Origin of the sequence: Pseudoalteromonas sp. MSK9-3 (genome assembly GCF_003590335.1) — a bacterium.
Lineage (GTDB): Bacteria > Pseudomonadota > Gammaproteobacteria > Enterobacterales > Alteromonadaceae > Pseudoalteromonas.
On sequence record NZ_MIET01000011.1, the window covers coordinates 23,663 to 41,234 of the forward strand.

Genomic DNA, 17,572 nt, shown 5'->3' on the forward strand with positions numbered 1-17,572 from the left:
CTTGCACTGTTCATTTCATACCCTATAACGAATAAAGTAAAGGCTGAAGGTCGACTTTTGTGCAAGTATACGCAAGTGTATACCGATTTTAAATCTAGGTAAACGGTGTCGTGTACTTTTTATTTCGCCAAGTTTTGATTAAAATAAGAGACTCATACTCTGAATATAAGCTCACTATGCCAGACTTTTCCGTAAAACAGCAGGATATACTGCAAGCGGCTATTGCTCAATTTGCACAGTTTGGTCTTTCAGCAACCACAATGGAAGGGATCAGCAAAGCTGCGAATGTGTCAAAGCGAACACTGTACAAGCACTTTCCAACTAAAGATGCGCTCTTTGATACGGTTGTAGCTCAGCTTATTGAACGGATCACCCCGTTAACGGCGATTCAATTTATTCCACATTATCAATTTGACACACAACTTAAGCATTTGGCTATGAGTGCCCTTGAGTTATTAAACGATGAAGATTATTTAACGCTGTCGAGAATTGTGATCATTGAGTCTATGCGGTCTAGAAAACAAGCAGACAGTTTGAATCAACGATTTATTGACTGTGAGAAGGCAATGTTACAATGGTTTAAAGATGCTTCAAATACAGATTGTTTAGGATCAATCAGCCCTGAATTTGCAGCCGGTTTTTTTTGGGGGGCATTAAAAAAGCTCAGCTATTGGGACCAAGCAATCAGTTGGAAAGCGCCGCTAGATGAAGCAGCGCTTAACGAGTTAGTGGAGCAGGTGTGTAATATATTTTGTAACGGGGTTACTCAAGGCCAATAAAACCACCTGTTTGGTGCGCCCATAGCTTAGCATACACGCCTTTCATGCTAAGCAATTTCTCATGAGATCCCTCTTCAATTATTTTTCCGCCATCCATCACTATCAGCCTATCCATTTGAGCAATAGTGCTCAAGCGATGAGCAATCGCAATAACGGTTTTGTCTCCCATTAGGTCGTTTAGACTACCCTGAATAGCGGCCTCTACCTCAGAATCTAATGCAGAGGTTGCTTCGTCGAGGATCAATATTGGGGCATTCTTCAACAAGACCCTTGCAATTGCGATACGTTGTCGCTGACCACCAGATAGCTTAATGCCACGTTCACCTACTTGGGCGTCAAAGCCGGTATTGCCATGACTGTCCTCTAATGTTTGTATGAAGTCATAGGCTTGTGCTTTTTTGGTCGCAGCCACCAGTTGTTCATGTGTTGCATCGGGTCGACCATATAAAATATTGTCAGCGACACTTCGATGTAGTAAAGAGGTATCTTGGGTAACCATGGCAATATGTTGTCGCAGACTCTCTTGTTTCACCTCACTAATTTTTTGATCATCAATGCATATGTCACCTTCGGATAGGTCATAAAATCGTAATAATAGATTCACGAGGGTGGATTTACCTGCCCCAGAACGACCCACAACACCAATTTTTTCACCTGGTTTGATGTGCAAGTTTAGGCCATCAATAACATATGTTTCACTCTCTTTGTCACGTCGTTTATAAGCGAATTTAATATTATTAAATGAAATTTGACCTTGGGTTAAATTGAGCTCTTTAGCTTGCTGTATATCTGTCACATCTAATGGCTTTGAAAGGCTCGAGATCCCATCGGTAACAGTGCCTATATTTTCAAATAGGCCACTGACTTCCCACATAATCCATTGCGCCATGCCATTTAACCTTAGCGCCAAACCGAGCGTGATTGCAATTGCACCTGCTGTTATTGCACTGAATGACCAAAGGTATAGCGACACCGCTGCGATAGTAAATACAAGTAAATAATTAATCGCTTGAATGCTTACATTTAGACCCGTTACCAAACGCATTTGTTTGTATACTGGGTCGATAAAGACTTCCATACTCTCTTTTGCGTACTGTTCTTCACGTTGGGTATGAGAAAAAAGCTTAACGGTTGAAATATTGGTATAGCTATCAACAATTCTCCCTGTCATTTCTGACCGTGCATTTGCTTGAGTTGTCGCAATACTTTTTAGCTTTGGCACAAAGTACATTTGTATCGCGATATACAATGATAGCCAGATAACTAATGGGATCATGAGCCTAATATCTGAACTCGCAACGAGCGTCAGCATGGCGCCAAAATACACCAAAATATAAACTAAAACATCCAGTAACTTCATTACTGTTTCTCTGACTGCAAGTGACGTTTGCATTACTTTAGTAGATATTCTTCCCGCAAACTCATCTTGGTAAAATTCCATGCTTTGTTTTAACAAATAACGATGTGCCTGCCAGCGGATCGACATAGGGTAGTTGCCAAGTAGGCTTTGATGGATAACGGCAGAATGAAATACTGTGATCAGTGGCAACGCAATAAGGGTAACGATCCCCATGTAGATCAGCTCGTCTTTTTTGTGCTCTAAGAGTGTTTCTGGTGTATAGGTAGATAGCCAATCTACTAAGTCACCCATGAACCCAAATAGAGCAACTTCTAATATTGCTAATAGCGCCGCACTCAGCGACATTGCAAGTAAAGGCCACTCCATTCCTGTAGTATAAAATCTACAAAATGAAAAAAGAGAGTTCGGCGGGGGGACTATATCTGTATTTGGAAATGGGTTAGTGAGACGTTCGAAAACTTTAAACATTAAGTTACTCCATGACTGCAAGCTTATAATTGTACCTACCGCTGGATAAATAGCCAGTTAAATACAAGCATAGTAGAGATACGGGGAGTTTCGGACACGGCTTTAGTGTTAGTCAAAATTTAACATGAAAATGGTCACGATTTTGAAGCACAGTAGGTGAGGATATCTAGATGCTCTGTGTGTTTTTTAAAGACGGTGAGTAGCTATATTCATAAGGTTGTTATAAATACATATAAAAAAACCGGCCAGTAGGCCGGTTTTATAAACGAAACTAATGTTTAGTTGCCATTTTCATCAGCATATTTTTTACATGCTTCTGTATCTTCACATTCACCGTACAAGTAAAGTGAGTGATTTGTTAGGCGGATCCCATTTTCAGTCGCTATTTGTTCTTGGCGTGTTTCAATCATATCGTCTTCAAACTCAACAACTTTCCCACACTTCAAACACACTAAGTGATCATGGTGTGTACTACCTGACAGTTCGAATACTGATTTTCCGCCTTCAAAGTGATGACGTGTGACAATGCCGGCATCGTCAAATTGGTTCAGTACGCGGTATACAGTCGCTAGGCCGATTTCTTCACCTTTATCGAGTAAAATCTTGTACACATCTTCTGCACTGATGTGTTGGTTATCAGGCGATTGTAAAATTTCAAGAATCTTAATTCTTGGTAATGTTACTTTTAAGCCTGCTTTTTTTAACTCTAAGTTGTGATCAGTCATTCACTCTGTCTCAATTAATTATAATTTTGTCTTAAGCCATAACACGACGCTGCTACGACCTAAGAATAACGCGCTAATGCACGAAGTGCAAAGTAGTCTTGAAATTAGTCTTCTAGTTCTGCAAGACACATTTCATCATATACTTGCTTAGACCATGCTTTAACACGTTCTTCTGTCAATTCTGGTTGACGATCTTCGTCAATACCTAAACCAACAAAGTGATCGTCGCCAGCCATCGCTTTAGACGCTTCAAACTGATAACCCTCAGTTGGCCAATGTCCAACAACGATAGCACCACGTTCAGTTACAATGTCGTTTACCATTCCCATTGCATCAAGGAAATACTCTGCGTAGTCTTCCTGATCACCACAACCAAAGATTGCGATTAATTTTCCTTCGAAGTCCACTTCTTCTAGCTCTGGGAAAAAGTCATCCCAGTCACATTGAGCTTCGCCGTAATACCAAGTAGGGATACCGAATAAGATCAGATCAAATTCAGCAATTTCTTCTTTACTACTTTTTGCAATGTCTTTGACGTCAATGAGTTGTTTACCCAACTCTTTTTGAATCATTTTAGCAACATGTTCTGTGTTACCAGTGTCACTGCCGAAAAATATACCTACGCTTGCCATTAAATACTTACCTTCTATCTGTTATTCGCCAATTTCTCTTGCAAGATAGTTTCTATCAGAGCACTGCGACTGATGTTTTGTTCATCGGCCATATCGCTCAAAGCTTGATAAAGCTCTGAAGAAACCTTAAATTCAACACGTTTTAACCCTCTGGCGCGATCTCTTTTTATTTGATTACGCTTGTTAACCTTTAACTGAACCTCTCTAGGGAGTGGGTTTGTTTTTGGTCGACCTGGGCGTTTTTCATTTTCAAATAAATCAATCGTCGTCCTATCTGTTTCAGATTTGGCCATTTTTATCCAACACCTGCACCTTGCCAAAACACTTGGATAAGGCCTTTAGCTATGAAACCCGAACAGCCAAGAAATAATACTAGCCATACAGTATATCGACCAAATTTGGGTACATTGCCTTTTTTTAAAACGTCTTGAATCGCCATTCCGATAAAAAAGAAAATACCCGCTAAAGCGAAATACAGTCCTAGGGTTTCAAATTCATTAATATACTGGCTGACCATATGCACCCAACTGAAAACTTAAACGGCGGCTACTATAACATATTCAATAAACATAAATTAAGGCCGGTACAACAAAAACAGAACATTTATTGAAGAAAATCAAGAATTGATTTATTTACAGCTGCAGGTTTTTCTGCATGCAGCCAGTGGCCTACTCCGTGAATGACTTTCGCAGTCGCCTTTGGAAAGGCTTTGACAATCGCTTCTCTGTGCTCAGCTAATATATAGTCAGAATTATTACCCTTAATAAACAATGTGTCACACTGGCATGGTGACGCACTGGTTATATTGGCAACAATATTTGAGTACGCGTTTGCTATCACTGGGAGGTTAAACCGCCACGATAGCGCACCAGCAGCATTTTTAGCTAAACTTTTTAATAGAAATTGCCGTACGCCTGGAATTTCAATATGTTCACTCAGGATTTCATCTGCTTGTGTTCTATTTAAGACGTTGGTGTGTGCACTAACTTTATTTAATCCGACAATAATTTCATCATGCCTAGGCGGGTATGTAACAGGCGCAATATCTAAAACGACCAATTTATTGACGTGATGGTTAAACGACGATGCAAATTGCATCGCAACTTTACCGCCCATAGAGTGGCCAACAACATGGGCTTTATCAATATTTAGATGCTCAAGTAATGCTTTAATGTCGCCAGCCATGTGTGGGTAGCTCATATCATCACTATGGAAAGACTTACCATGGTTACGTAAATCCACATTGTAAACAGTAAAATGCTCAGACAACGTCTTAGCAATCACATTTAAATTTTCAAGAGACCCAAATAGGCCATGCATCAAGATAAGGTTTGGGCCTGATCCTGTTTGCTTATAATTTAATAACATACGTACTCCTCATTACAGGGGGTAATTGTGCCAGTCAAATACATAAATGCAAACCCGTAGAGTAATCTGTTAAATCAGGATATAATCGTTTTAGATGCATCAATATCAGTAATGACAGGAAAAGCATGAAAAAAATAGAAATAGATGACGAGCTTTATCAATATATTGCCAGCAACACACAAAGTATTGGTGAGAGTGCTTCGCAAATTTTACGTCGTTTATTGAATTTGACTTCTGAGAACAGTGTCCAAGTAACCTCTGTAGCAGAATCGAAGACAGAACAAGTAGAACCTGTCAAGGCGACTGAAGAGACTGTCACAAATGTGTCAAAATCTTCAGCTAACGTATTTAACATATTGAATAAAGAAGAGCTGGCTATGCAAAAAGGCGTAGTGGGCCGATTCTTGTTTATATTGTCAGCCTTACATCGTACACATAAATCTGCATTTAAAACTGTACTCGATATCAAAGGCCGCGACCGTATTTACTTTGCAACGAGCAAAGATGCGTTACTTGAAAGTGGTAGTAGTATGAACCCTAAAAATATTCTAGACAGTGAATATTGGGTGATGACCAACTCAAATACAACTCGTAAAAAAATGATGCTTCATGAGGTTGCACTTGGCCTTGGTTATAATGAAGCACAAGCTGAAACTATCCGAGACTACCTATAAGGAAATCTTAATGGCAATTCACCCTGGTGCAGGAAAAAAAGCTGCGCAATCAGAGTTAGTAAACATCCCTAAATTGATGTCCGCTTACTATTTGAACGAACCGGATCTGGAGCAAAATCCAGAGCAATGTGTTGCATTTGGTACTTCAGGGCACCGTGGGTGTTCATATAATGTAAAATTTAACGAATCGCACATATTGGCGATTACACAAGCTATTTGTGATTATCGTAAAAATAATAATATTTTTGGCCCATTATTTTTGGGTAAAGATACGCACGCGTTATCTGAAGCTGCCTTTAATTCAGCCATTGAGGTGTTAGTTGCCAATGAAGTACAAGTCATCACGCAAGAAAACGATGATTACACGCCAACACCAGTAATAAGCCATGCGATTGTGACCTATAATAAGTCACACCCAAATGAACTCGCAGATGGCATTGTTGTCACGCCTTCACACAACCCCCCACAAGATGGCGGGTTTAAATACAATCCACCCAATGGCGGGCCAGCAGATACCGACGTTACCAAGTGGATTGAAAACAGAGCAAATCAATTACTTATAGAAGATCTTGTTGAAGTTGAATTGTTTCCTTTCGCCAAAGCTAAACGCTCAGGCTTTATTAAATATGAAGACTTAATGACGCCTTATATTGATGACTTAGAAAATATCATTAATTTAAAAGCGATAGCTGAGGCCGGCGTTACAATTGGCGTTGATCCTTTAGGTGGTTCAGGCATTAATTTCTGGCCTATTATAGCCAAGAAATATGGCTTAGATTTGACGGTGGTTAATAATGTTGTTGATCCAGCGTTTGGTTTTATGCCGCTAGACAAAGACGGTAAGATCCGTATGGATTGTTCTTCACCGTATGCAATGGCTAATTTAATCGCGATTAAAGATGATTTTGACATTGGCATAGGTAACGATCCAGATTACGACCGTCATGGTATTGTTACCAAAGATGGGCTAATGAACCCAAATCACTTTCTTGCAGTAGCCATAGATTATTTGTTAAATCACCGAGCATGGCCAAATGATGTAAAAATCGGCAAGACACTGGTTTCATCTGGCATGATTGATAAAGTTGTGAATGCAAATAACCGCGAGGTATATGAAGTACCTGTTGGTTTTAAATGGTTTGTAAAAGGTCTAAACAAACAATGGTTGGCATTTGGTGGTGAAGAAAGCGCTGGCGCGTCTTTTTTACGATTAAATGGCGACGTATGGAACACCGACAAAGATGGTTTTATCCTTGGATTACTCGCGGCTGAAATTCTGGCTGTGACTGGAAAAACACCATCAGAGCGTTATAAAGAATTGGAAGCACAGTTTGGTGCCCCTATCTATAAAAGAATCGATGCGCCAGCTAATGCGGCGCAAAAAGACAAGCTCAAAGCGCTTAGCGCCGCAGATGTAACTGCTGACACGCTTGCAGGGGATAAGATCACACAGGTCTTAACGAATGCACCAGGTAATAAAGCGGCGATTGGTGGATTAAAAGTTGTTACTGAGTTTGGTTGGTTTGCTGCTCGTCCATCAGGTACTGAGGATATTTATAAAATATACCTTGAATCATTCAAAGGCGAAGCACATTTAGCTCAGCTAGAGCAAGAGGCCAAAGAGTTAGTTGATTCTGTGATCAGCTAGTTGTTATTTAATAAAAAGCCATGCTTGATGCATGGCTTTTTTGTATCCTTAAATAAGCTGACAGACACCAGTGTAGTCGGGTTAATTAAGGGTACTTACTCTCACATATATTATATTAGGTGGTTGTATGTACCTTGAAGATTTAAAAAAGAACGGGGATTTTTTAACCCTAACGCGCAATAACGAGTTCCATTTACCTGCCAGTAGTTTTACGTTAGACAACGGGACTTTGGTTGAAGTGCTCGATACGGGTGTGATCCAGTTTACGCCAAGCGGGCGCACTTCCAAAGATGTCGTACTGTCTAGTGCGATACATGGCAATGAAACCGCACCAATAGAAATATGTGATCAGCTTATTCAGTCAATCATTAAAGGTGAGCTGGCACTAAAGCAACGGGTGTTATTTATATACGGTAACCCCAAGTCAATCAATATTGCTAAACGTTTTGTCGAAGAAAATTTAAATCGATTATTTAACGGTGAACATGCTAAAGGTGATATTCAAAACCCTGAACGTGTAAGAGCTGAAAAGTTAGAACAGTACGTTACAGCATTCTTTAGCGACGTTGAAGAAGGTCGCTACCGTTGCCACTATGATCTACATACCGCTATTCGTGGTTCTAAAAATGAAAAATTTGCTGTATACCCATATTTACATGGTAAACCTTGGAAAAAGCAGCAATTACAGTTTTTATTATCGTGTGGGGTAAACACGGTGCTAACAATGCGCGCCGCAGCGACAACATTCAGCTATTTTTCATCGTTTGTATTCGGTGCAGACGCGTTCACAGTTGAACTAGGTCAAGTTAAGCCATTTGGCGAGAACGATATGAGTCGATTTGCTAAAACCAAATCAACACTGTCAGCATTAATTAGTCAGGAAAGTGTAGAATATAAGCAATTTAATGCTAATGACTTTGAGCTTTTTCAAGTTCACCGCACCATCAATCGCACGCAAGAGCAATTTACGTTTCCATTCCCTGAAAGCGCTGTAAACTTCACGGGGTTTAACGAAGGAGAACTATTGGCCACTGATGGCGAAGTGGAATATTTGGCAGAAGTTGATGGTGAGGCAATTATCTTTCCAAACGCAAATGTGGCACTTGGTCAACGTGCATTACTCACCGTCATTCCAATGGAAGTCAGTGATAAATTTATTTAATATATTGATATTATTAAGTTTATAGGCCCGTATTAAAAACTTTCCACTCTTGATTATGCAAATTAGGGGTTATTCACCTACTATCTGTTGAATAACCCTTTACGTTAACGTAAAGTGAAGGTCGCTTTAATTTAATCAATTTGCATTTGTCGCACAGATTATTCTTATAAGAAATAACGCGAATGTGAAGATACTCCAAACCCTATTATTGGTATCTCATAGCTTGCAAATGTGTTTCGACAACAAGAGAAGGTAGGTTATGACTAACCCCAATAACATATCGCTAAATATCAGTCATGCGCTGAAGTTTATTGATAGCCATGCCCTAGATATTCCAACACTGACTATCCTCGGTGAGAATGGTGAAGTTTTAGAGGGTGCCGCAGCACCAGATATCGACAAAGACACAGCGATAAATTTATACTCTACAATGCGCTTTATTCGTTTACTTGATGAACGTATGCAAGCAGCTCAACGTCAAGGGCGTGTTAGTTTCTACATGCAGTGTCTAGGGGAAGAAGCGGCAATAACCGCCAGTGCTGCAGCACTAAAACCTGAAGACATGATCATGGCACAGTATCGTGAACAAGCCGCACTAGCATATCGTGGATTTACGCTAGAGCAGTTCATGAACCAACTATTCTCTAATGAAAAAGACCTAGGAAAAGGCCGTCAAATGCCTGTGCATTATGGCTCAAATGAACTGCATTATTTAACAATATCGTCTCCACTAGGTACTCAAATCCCTCAAGCTACGGGGTATGCATACGGTCAAAAACTAAAACACATAGACCCAGCTACTGGCGAGTTAAATTCTGAAATAGATAACCTTACTATCTGCTACTTCGGTGAAGGCGCTGCATCAGAGGGGGATTTTCATGCCGGTTTAAATATGGCGGCCGTCCATGAAGCGCCAGTGCTGTTTTTTGCCAGGAATAACGGGTATGCCATATCAACACCAGCAGACGAGCAGTTTAAAGGTGATGGTATTGCGTCTCGCGGTGTTGGCTATGGCATTAAAACAATTCGTGTCGATGGTGGGGATGCACTTGCTGTTTTTGCCGCTACGCAAGCAGCACGAAAAATGGCGGTAGAAAATGGCGAGCCTGTTTTAATCGAGTCAATTGCTTACCGCTTAGGTGCACACTCTACATCGGACGATCCGTCAGGTTACCGCAGTAAAGAAGAAGAAGCTGAGTTTAAAGGGAACTGCCCAATAGAACGCTTTAAAAAGTGGTTATTAAAGCAAGGGTGGTTGAACGAGCAAGAAGATGAAGCAGAAAAAGACAAAATCAGAGAAGATATATTAGCGGCTCTGAAAGTTGCAGAAAAAGTACAAAAGCCAGCTTTAGAAGAGTTAGTGTCTGATGTATATGACCAACCAATCCCAGCGCTACAAAAGCAATATGAAGAACTAAAAGAGCATATTAAACAGCATCCAGAAGCGTATCCGGTGACAGCAGGGAGAATCAAATAATGGCCAAAATGAATATGTTACACGCCATTAACTCAGCACTAGACATTACAATGGCTGAAAATAATCAAGCCTGTATTTTTGGTGAAGATGTAGGCCATTTTGGCGGTGTATTTAGAGCAACATCGGGCTTGCAAGAAAAATATGGCAAGCATCGCGTATTTAATACGCCCCTCACAGAACAAGGGATCCTAGGTTTTGCAAACGGACTGGCCGCCTTTGGTGCCCCAGCGCTTGCTGAAATTCAGTTTGCTGATTACATATTCCCCGCGTTTGATCAAATTGTGAACGAGTCTGCAAAGTTCCGCTACCGCAGTGGCAATGAGTTTGATGTTGGTAACTTAACGATACGCACACCTTACGGCGGTGGTATTGCGGGCGGGCTATATCATTCGCAATCCCCAGAGGCTTACTTTGCACATACTCCAGGTTTGAAGTTGGTTGTGCCTCGTAATCCCCATCAAGCGAAAGGGTTACTACGTGCTTGTATTAAAGATGACAACCCCGTAATTTTCTTTGAACCAAAGCGGTTATATCGTGCCTCGATTGGTGAAGTACCTGAAGAAGATTACACCATTGAAATTGGCAAGGCTGAAGTAGTTAAAGAGGGATCTGATGTCACGCTATTGGCGTGGGGTGCACAAATGGAAATTATTGAGCAGGCTGCTGAAAAGGCACAAGAGGCCGGCGTGAGCTGTGAAATCATCGATTTGCGCAGTATTTTACCATGGGATGTTGAGACAATAGCTAAATCAGTCGTAAAAACAGGTCGATTGATCATCAGTCATGAAGCGCCAATTACGAATGGATTTGGGGCTGAAATAGCCGCGACTATTCAAGAAGCATGTTTCCTACATTTAGAGTCTCCAATAATGCGAGTATGTGGTTTAGATACACCGTACCCTCTGGCATTAGAGAAAGAATATGTGCCAGACGCGCTAAAAGTGTTTGCGGCAATCAAAAAGTCTGTAGAGTTTTAAGGAAATAGTCATGGCGAAAGAATTTATTTTACCAGATATTGGTGAAGGAATTGTTGAATGCGAAGTAGTTGAATGGCTGGTTGCTGTTGGTGATGAAGTTAAAGAAGATCAACCTATTTGTGATGTAATGACAGACAAAGCATTGGTGCAAATACCCGCGGTACACGATGGGGTTATCACCACGTTACATTATCAAAAAGGTGAGATAGCCAAAGTACATGAGCCACTTTTTGCTATGAATGTGGCTGGCGTAGGCTCTGTAAATGACCCTGAGCAGGCTCAAGATCAAACACCATCTAACGACGATATTCATTTTGAAGATTTTATTCTTCCAGATATTGGAGAAGGGATTGTTGAATGTGAAATTGTGGAATGGTTGGTTGCGCAAGGTGACGAAATAAAAGAAGACCAAGCGGTTTGTGATGTAATGACAGACAAGGCACTAGTGCAGATCCCGGCTAAGTATGATGGTGTAGTAGAAAAGCTTTACTATCAAAAAGGAGAAATTGCCCAAGTTCATAGCCCATTGTTTCAAATGCGCTTAACTGGGGCTGGACAACAAACGTCAGCGACAGCTTTACAGCCAAGCAATGACGTAAGCAGCGTTACTGCACCAAGTGAGGTTGTTACAACTCAGTTACCTAAAAACGGAAAGGCCATAGCCTCTCCCGCAGTAAGAAGGTTGGCTAAAGAGCAGGACCTTGATATCAATCTGATCCCAGGTTCAGGTAAAAATGGGCGAGTCTATAAAGAAGATATCAGTCGCTTTACATCACAACACAATACGATTCAACCAATGGTGCCGAGTACAGCTTGCTCAGCAACGGCTAATCAAGCAAATACTGCGGCACCCACAGCTCACAATAACAGCCGAGTTGAACCAATTCGAGGCATGAAAGCGGCGATGGCTAAACAGATGGTTGCATCGGTTTCTACCATTCCGCACTTCACCTTTAGTGATGAAATAGACCTGACTGACATCATTGCACTAAGAAAAGAGCTAAAAGAACAATATGCTAAAGACGGCATAAAGCTCACAATGATGCCGTTCTTTATCAAAGCTCTATCGTTGGCGATTAAAGAGTTTCCAATTGTAAACTCTCAAGTTAATGAACAGTGTACTGAAATTACGTACTTTAATGACCATAACATTGGTATGGCTGTAGACTCAAAGTTAGGGCTATTAGTACCTAACATTAAGTCATGTCAGACTAAATCGATTGTTGAAGTGGCGCAAGAAGTGACACGTCTAACGAATGCGGCTAGGGAAGGTCGTGTGTCTCCTGATGATTTAAAAGCAGGCACAATTTCCATTTCAAACATTGGTGCGATAGGTGGTACAACAGCAACACCAATCATTAATAAGCCAGAGGTTGCCATTGTGGCTTTAGGTAAATTACAACACTTACCGCGCTTTGATAATGAGGGCAACGTGGTTTCACGCGCAATTATGCAAGTGAGTTGGTCTGGCGACCACCGTGTTATTGATGGTGGAACCATCGCACGCTTCAATAATTTATGGAAAGCCTACCTTGAAAATCCAGCTAAAATGATGATGGCAATGAGTTAAACTGCGTTTCGCCATTAATAAAAAGCCAGCAATAAGCTGGCTTTTTGATTTGTGTAAAGTTGTTGGTGCCTTTTATTTTCATTTGTTTACATGAAATAAATATAATTAAAACACTAATCTAATTTTTTACTTTAATCGTATTTTTTCACTAAACTATAAAATAGTTACCTTATTGGCTTTGCCTGTTCTGAAAACACGTCAAATAATCAGATATATTAATAACTTAATAAGAAGACCCACTAAATTTTCATGAATAAAATTAATGTTGAAACATTATGAATCCTGATTCTCTTTTGAATTTTAACACTTTTCGATCACAAACCATCAATTAATTACATTTACTAATGCTTGGGTGCCTATGACTTAATTGCATTAAGTTCCAATTAAAGATACTTTTGTTAATAAATAATTAAAACAATTATGCTAAGGACGTAGCTTAAATGAAACTACTATCTCCCATCTTATTATCGATATGCGCATTATTCATCACACATAGCGCAGATGCTCGCCTTGAAAACACGCCAAACGTCAATGGACTGTGGGAGGATGTGAACAATGCTAATTTCTCTAATGGTCACATGATTGTCTCTCAGGACGACGATGTTATTTATGTAACGCACTATGTGGAATTCAAAGGAACGCCTCTGGTGGAGTATGGTATAGGGAGCCGAGTCGGGAACACCATAGAATATAAAGTAAAAGTGACTCAACCTATCCCTGGTTGGACGACCGAAGGTGTTCATACATTAACCATATCGAACGACGGTTCTCAACTGATAGGGTATTACACTTCCGATGGCGATAAAGGCCCTTTAAAGTTTAAAAAAGCCGGTAAATAACCACTTAAAATTATTTCACTCCACATGGCACTAAACAATAGAAATATTGTTTAGTGATTCCGTGTGCCTACTAAAAACAACTAAATGGAAAAACTATGAAATATAGTCCAAACCGTGTCAGTAAAACGGTTAGAAACGCATTACTTTTATCAATGGGTGTATTTACCAGTCACGCCTTTGCAGTTGCCCCCGGAGCACCGAGTGTTGGTTGGATGGAGCTAAATCATTCACTTATTACAATTACAGACTCTTTGGCATACAAAGATGTGGTGGTAAAGCCAAGTATTGATGTACCCGTATCTTGGAGTAAATGGACTGGAACTGCAGGTGAAACAGTTAACATATTACTCGATGGCAAAGTCGTGGCGACAAGGGCGTTAACTGAGGTTGCAGAATCTCAGTCTGGTGTTGAAACGGTCACCCTTTCACAAGGTGGTAATTATAAACTGACTGTACAACTTTGTAACTTGGATGGTTGTACTGATAGTAGTAATAGTAAACAGTTAATCGTTGCTGACACAAAAGGGAGTCATTTAGCACCTTTACCTATGAAGGTAAACGACGCTCGTTTTCCAATTGAAATGACGAATAAGTCTTACGTAAACACAACGGGTAAAGTTGTTGCTGCTTATGCTGCGGAGTGGTCGGTTTATCGTGTACAAGGGATGGACTACTACATTGATAATATCCCTGCAGAAAACTTAACCCATATAATATATGGATTTGTCGCAATAACAGGCCCTAATGCGTCATTTCAAAGTGAAAACCCGACGGGCTATGAAACGTTTCAAAAGGTAAGTGCTGGTTTAGGGGACTTTGAACTTGCGCCACCTGATCCGTGGGCAGCTTACATGAAGCCGGTTGGTGACCAAGTTAATGGTGATCCAATAAAAGGTAACTACGCACAGATGATGGCGTTAAAAAACCGCTATCCTGACTTAAAAATAGTCCCTTCGATCGGTGGGTGGAGCTTATCTGACCCATTTTATTACATGGCTGACGACGCAAAACGTAAAACTTTTGTCGAATCATGTCGTAAATTCTTGCGCACGTGGGAATTTTGGGATGGTATCGATATTGACTGGGAATTCCCTGGCGTACCAGCTGCAAACCCTAATTTAGGATCTCCTGAAGATGGTGCAACATATATTAAGTTGATGCGTGAGTTACGTGCCATGTTAGACGAAGAGGGCGCACGCACGGGTCGCCACTATGAGTTAACATCTGCAATTAACGTCGGTTATGACAAATTAGATAAAGTGAATTACGGTGAAGCCATCAAGTATATGGATTATATAATGATGATGTCGTATGACTATTTCGGTGCATGGGATTTAAATGCATTAGGACATCAAACTGCTGTATATCCATCTGATTTTAGAGTAAACGATAGACGGACTTTAGAATATAACCTAAGTACGGGTGTCGATATTCTAAATGCACAAGGTGTGCCTAGTAGTAAACTGATCGCGGGTGTTGCAATGTATGGTCGAGGCTGGACCGGCGTAGAACATACTCCTGGCACACACCATATGACAGGTAAAGCAACTGGACCATCAAAACCGGAAGATGCATTTAAGCTAGAACCCGGTACTCTAATGTATGCCAATATCGCACAGTGGAAGAATCAACCTGATTGGGAATATCATTATGATTCGGTAGCGCAGGGCGCATATTTATATCGTCCTAGTACTGGTGATTTGATCTCGTATGATGACCAAAATTCAGTTAATGCGAAAGGCTCTCTTGTCATGCAACGCGGCCTAGCAGGACTATTTGCTTGGGAAATTGATACAGATAACGGTGATGTTTTAAACTGGATGCACGAATCATTAGGGCACCCATTGGCTGATGGTAGTAATGCAGCGCCGGTTGTCAATGCAGGTCAAGATCAGCGTGCAATCTCTGGTTCAACAGTGTCTTTAACAGCTAGCGCTTCGGATGCAAACAATGATGCCATGACGTATAAATGGCAACAAACAGGTGGACCCGCTGTTACGTTAACAACGAGTAATACACTTAACGCTGCGTTTGTCGCACCAGATGTTACGACTGAGCAGCAACTCTCATTTAAGTTTATTGCCGATGATGGGAAAGGTGGGATCACAGCGGACTCTGTTATTGTTTCAGTTTCATTGGAGGTAACGAATACTCCACCAATCGTAAATGCGGGAGCTGATCAACAAGTTGTATCTGGTTCAGTTGCAGTAAAACTTGATGGGTCAGCAACTCGCGACAATGATGGTGATACGCTTACGTACACTTGGCGTCAAGTTGCAGGTAGTAATGTAGCAATCACGAATAGTAACGCAACAATTGCATCATTTGATGCACCAACGGTTACGACTTCTGAACAATTAACATTTGCACTCGATGTGTCTGATGACGGTGTAACAGTTTATACTGATGAAGTTATTGTGACAGTGTCTCCTGAAGGTTCTACACAAGCACCTCCTTATGAAAGCACGGTTGCTTATAATACAGGTGATAAAGTTTCAACCTATGATAACCAATTAAAACAGACGCTTACTTGGCAAGCAAATTATTGGATCCAAGGTGAAACCCCAAGTCGCTTTTCTGATGCATGGCAGTTACTTACTGACGTAGAATTCCCGTGGCACATCGATGTTGCTTACAATGCCGGTTCTGAAGTTAACCACTGTGATGCAAATGCAGTGTGCACGCGTTATAAAGCACAATGGTGGACCAAAGGTGATGAGCCTGGTACTGCTGGTGTTTGGAAAAAACTGTAAATAGTAAATAATAAAGTAGCTCTGATAGAGCTACTTTTTTTAAAAATGCAGATTTAAATTTAAACCGAGTTTAATATTGTATGCATTTTTAAAGTCTAACGTATCTAAAGCAATCAGTAAGTTTAGCCATTGGGTACTTAAACTAAGTTCTGGTACTTGATTCTGTATATCGTATTTGATGCCAATTGTTGCATGCTTAGCCCTATATTGAGCGCCAACCAGATAAAATGACGTATTAGCTCGGCGGTAGAAATCAAATAAGTAGTCAATATTTGATGCAATATACTTTGCACCAAAATTTAAACTTATAGGAAGGGCTTTAGAAAAACTTTTTTCTGATTCAATTCCGCTAAGCAATGGTCGAAATGAAGAGAAACCTTCATTGTCTACAAAGCTGCCTTTAGTATTAATTTCGGCCTGAGTATTTCCTATCATCTTATACTTAAATCGATTGAATAAGTCATTCGCCTTTAGTGATAAAGTGAATGTGTCTGAAGCTATATATTCAAAAGCAATATTTGCAGAATATCCATAACCACTTGTGTTCCAACTTCTTTCATTTGGCCGCTTTAAAAAGTTTTTATGTGTATAGTTTTCGTCTAAGGTTAGCTCACCTAGAATTTCGTTAGTATTATTACCGGTAATATTCCCATTTAAATTGGAATTTCTAAACTTAACAACATCCCAGTATGAAAGCTGAAATGATGCCTGCCAAGCTTGACGGTCTATAGCATAGCCGAAAGCGATCCCTCGACTTTTTTGCTCATGAAAGTTTAATGAAATACTATAGGGCTTATGAGAGTTTAATGGGATATCGCGACTATTTTGATAATAAGCAAGTGCCGTATCATAGTTTGCAGTTAAAAAGTAATCGAGCCTATTTAAACTCGATAGACTGTAACCATTATAATCTAATTTGACTTCCAATAGAGATTGAGAAAAACCAATATCAGCATCAGGTGACGGGGGCTCTAACCAGCCATCGTCGATAATTTGTTTAATTGGGGCAATGTTACTATGAGAATGACTGAAGAAGTTGGTACTTAATGTACTCGCGTTAGAAAATAACGGCAAGAATAAACCGACATAAGGAAAAATAATATATTTAGACATGAAATTTTCGTTGTGATGATACCAGGC

General features: G+C 40.3%; 16 protein-coding genes. 9 read left to right on the forward strand and 7 right to left on the reverse strand.

The window, feature by feature from the left end; translation table 11 throughout:
- Positions 1–110: 110 nt before the first annotated feature.
- Entirely contained in the window at positions 111–779 is a 669-nt protein-coding gene (locus BGP78_RS03935) for a TetR/AcrR family transcriptional regulator (protein WP_404936034.1), read from the forward strand.
- Here the strand turns inward: BGP78_RS03935 and BGP78_RS03940 are convergent.
- From BGP78_RS03940 to BGP78_RS03965, 6 genes are all read right to left on the reverse strand, one after another.
- Positions 763–2,607, reverse strand: a complete 1,845-nt coding sequence (locus BGP78_RS03940; protein WP_119860184.1) for an ABC transporter ATP-binding protein — start codon at positions 2,605–2,607, stop codon at positions 763–765. The two genes, BGP78_RS03935 and BGP78_RS03940, sit on opposite strands and share 17 nt — an antisense overlap.
- 278 nt (positions 2,608–2,885) lie before the next feature.
- On the reverse strand, positions 2,886–3,332 hold the full coding sequence (fur, locus tag BGP78_RS03945) for a ferric iron uptake transcriptional regulator (protein WP_010363449.1): 447 nt from the start codon (positions 3,330–3,332) through the stop codon (positions 2,886–2,888).
- 104 nt (positions 3,333–3,436) lie between these two features.
- Positions 3,437–3,964, reverse strand: coding sequence for a flavodoxin FldA (gene fldA / locus BGP78_RS03950; RefSeq protein ID WP_119860185.1), 528 nt, complete (start codon positions 3,962–3,964; stop codon positions 3,437–3,439).
- A 14-nt stretch (positions 3,965–3,978) separates the two neighbouring features.
- A complete protein-coding gene (gene ybfE, locus BGP78_RS03955) occupies positions 3,979–4,257 on the reverse strand; it encodes a LexA regulated protein (protein WP_010363446.1) in 279 nt (92 codons plus the stop codon).
- 2 nt (positions 4,258–4,259) lie between these two features.
- The gene (locus tag BGP78_RS03960) at positions 4,260–4,481 is read right to left on the reverse strand and encodes a DUF2788 domain-containing protein (protein WP_010363444.1); all 222 of its coding nucleotides are present in this window, start codon (positions 4,479–4,481) and stop codon (positions 4,260–4,262) included.
- Between the two features lie 86 nt (positions 4,482–4,567).
- Entirely contained in the window at positions 4,568–5,332 is a 765-nt protein-coding gene (locus BGP78_RS03965) for an alpha/beta fold hydrolase (protein ID WP_119860186.1), read from the reverse strand.
- A gap of 125 nt (positions 5,333–5,457) precedes the next feature.
- Between BGP78_RS03965 and seqA the strand changes: the two genes are divergently transcribed.
- From seqA to BGP78_RS04005, 8 genes are all read left to right on the forward strand, one after another.
- Positions 5,458–6,006 (forward strand): replication initiation negative regulator SeqA, encoded by a 549-nt coding sequence (seqA, locus tag BGP78_RS03970; protein ID WP_119860187.1) that lies wholly within the window; start codon positions 5,458–5,460, stop codon positions 6,004–6,006.
- 10 nt (positions 6,007–6,016) lie between these two features.
- Positions 6,017–7,654, forward strand: a complete 1,638-nt coding sequence (gene pgm / locus BGP78_RS03975; protein ID WP_119860188.1) for a phosphoglucomutase (alpha-D-glucose-1,6-bisphosphate-dependent) — start codon at positions 6,017–6,019, stop codon at positions 7,652–7,654.
- Positions 7,655–7,781: 127 nt separating this feature from the next.
- Positions 7,782–8,816 (forward strand): succinylglutamate desuccinylase, encoded by a 1,035-nt coding sequence (astE, locus tag BGP78_RS03980; RefSeq protein ID WP_119860189.1) that lies wholly within the window; start codon positions 7,782–7,784, stop codon positions 8,814–8,816.
- A 259-nt stretch (positions 8,817–9,075) separates the two neighbouring features.
- Positions 9,076–10,293, forward strand: coding sequence for a thiamine pyrophosphate-dependent dehydrogenase E1 component subunit alpha (locus BGP78_RS03985; RefSeq protein WP_119860190.1), 1,218 nt, complete (start codon positions 9,076–9,078; stop codon positions 10,291–10,293).
- On the forward strand, positions 10,293–11,270 hold the full coding sequence (locus BGP78_RS03990; protein ID WP_119860191.1) for an alpha-ketoacid dehydrogenase subunit beta: 978 nt from the start codon (positions 10,293–10,295) through the stop codon (positions 11,268–11,270). The genes BGP78_RS03985 and BGP78_RS03990 overlap by 1 nt, the downstream gene beginning before the upstream one ends.
- Before the next feature lie 10 nt (positions 11,271–11,280).
- Positions 11,281–12,840: a dihydrolipoyllysine-residue acetyltransferase gene (locus BGP78_RS03995; RefSeq protein WP_119860192.1), complete on the forward strand. Its 1,560-nt coding sequence runs from the start codon at positions 11,281–11,283 to the stop codon at positions 12,838–12,840.
- A gap of 440 nt (positions 12,841–13,280) precedes the next feature.
- Complete coding sequence (locus tag BGP78_RS04000) at positions 13,281–13,679, forward strand: hypothetical protein (protein ID WP_119860193.1); 399 nt, start codon at positions 13,281–13,283, stop codon at positions 13,677–13,679.
- Positions 13,680–13,774: 95 nt separating this feature from the next.
- A complete protein-coding gene (locus BGP78_RS04005; protein WP_119860194.1) occupies positions 13,775–16,432 on the forward strand; it encodes a glycosyl hydrolase family 18 protein in 2,658 nt (885 codons plus the stop codon).
- A gap of 39 nt (positions 16,433–16,471) precedes the next feature.
- On the opposite strand, the gene BGP78_RS04010 is transcribed toward BGP78_RS04005, so the two are convergent.
- Positions 16,472–17,545, reverse strand: a complete 1,074-nt coding sequence (locus BGP78_RS04010) for a hypothetical protein (protein WP_119860195.1) — start codon at positions 17,543–17,545, stop codon at positions 16,472–16,474.
- Positions 17,546–17,572: the final 27 nt, after the last annotated feature.

Coding starts and splice junctions, on each gene's coding strand:
- BGP78_RS03940 (WP_119860184.1), bottom strand. CDS start 2,607: ATGTTTAAAGTTTTCGAACGTCTCACTAACCCATTTCCAAATACAGAT.
- fur (WP_010363449.1), bottom strand. CDS start 3,332: ATGACTGATCACAACTTAGAGTTAAAAAAAGCAGGCTTAAAAGTAACA.
- fldA (WP_119860185.1), bottom strand. CDS start 3,964: ATGGCAAGCGTAGGTATATTTTTCGGCAGTGACACTGGTAACACAGAA.
- ybfE (WP_010363446.1), bottom strand. CDS start 4,257: ATGGCCAAATCTGAAACAGATAGGACGACGATTGATTTATTTGAAAAT.
- BGP78_RS03960 (WP_010363444.1), bottom strand. CDS start 4,481: ATGGTCAGCCAGTATATTAATGAATTTGAAACCCTAGGACTGTATTTC.
- BGP78_RS03965 (WP_119860186.1), bottom strand. CDS start 5,332: ATGTTATTAAATTATAAGCAAACAGGATCAGGCCCAAACCTTATCTTG.
- seqA (WP_119860187.1), top strand. CDS start 5,458: ATGAAAAAAATAGAAATAGATGACGAGCTTTATCAATATATTGCCAGC.
- pgm (WP_119860188.1), top strand. CDS start 6,017: ATGGCAATTCACCCTGGTGCAGGAAAAAAAGCTGCGCAATCAGAGTTA.
- astE (WP_119860189.1), top strand. CDS start 7,782: ATGTACCTTGAAGATTTAAAAAAGAACGGGGATTTTTTAACCCTAACG.
- BGP78_RS03985 (WP_119860190.1), top strand. CDS start 9,076: ATGACTAACCCCAATAACATATCGCTAAATATCAGTCATGCGCTGAAG.
- BGP78_RS03990 (WP_119860191.1), top strand. CDS start 10,293: ATGGCCAAAATGAATATGTTACACGCCATTAACTCAGCACTAGACATT.
- BGP78_RS03995 (WP_119860192.1), top strand. CDS start 11,281: ATGGCGAAAGAATTTATTTTACCAGATATTGGTGAAGGAATTGTTGAA.
- BGP78_RS04000 (WP_119860193.1), top strand. CDS start 13,281: ATGAAACTACTATCTCCCATCTTATTATCGATATGCGCATTATTCATC.
- BGP78_RS04005 (WP_119860194.1), top strand. CDS start 13,775: ATGAAATATAGTCCAAACCGTGTCAGTAAAACGGTTAGAAACGCATTA.
- BGP78_RS04010 (WP_119860195.1), bottom strand. CDS start 17,545: ATGTCTAAATATATTATTTTTCCTTATGTCGGTTTATTCTTGCCGTTA.